General features: G+C 41.7%; 1 protein-coding gene. It reads left to right on the top strand.

The window, feature by feature from the left end; all coding sequences use genetic code 11:
- The coding region (locus N8M20_RS10235) for a DUF1542 domain-containing protein (RefSeq protein ID WP_261080519.1) at positions 1-336 on the top strand (336 nt) is incomplete at both ends.

Here is a 336-nt window from a genome sequence, read left to right as displayed (position 1 = left end):
TGTAGAAGCAGCTAAGACAACTGGAGTAGGAGAAATTGAAAAAGTTCACACACCAGGAACATTAGATGCGGCTAAAGAAGCAGCCAACAACGCCATCGATGAAGCAGCAAGAGCTGAAACAGAAGAAATCACAAATGATTCAAGCTTAAGTGAAGATCAAAAAGCAGCTAAGAAAGCAGAAGTAGAAGCAGCTAAGAAAGATGCGAAAGCTAAGATTGAAGCAGCTAAGAACAAAGACAGTATCGATGCAGCACAAGCAGCAGGAACAACTGTCATTGGAAAAGTCCATGAAAATGGAAACTTAGATACAGCGAAAGCCAAAGCCAAAGCAGCCTT

Source organism: Streptococcus mitis (genome assembly GCF_946190275.1).
In the GTDB taxonomy this organism is placed as follows: Bacteria; Bacillota; Bacilli; order Lactobacillales; family Streptococcaceae; genus Streptococcus; species Streptococcus mitis_DC.
This window is presented reverse-complemented; position numbering and strand designations above follow the sequence as displayed.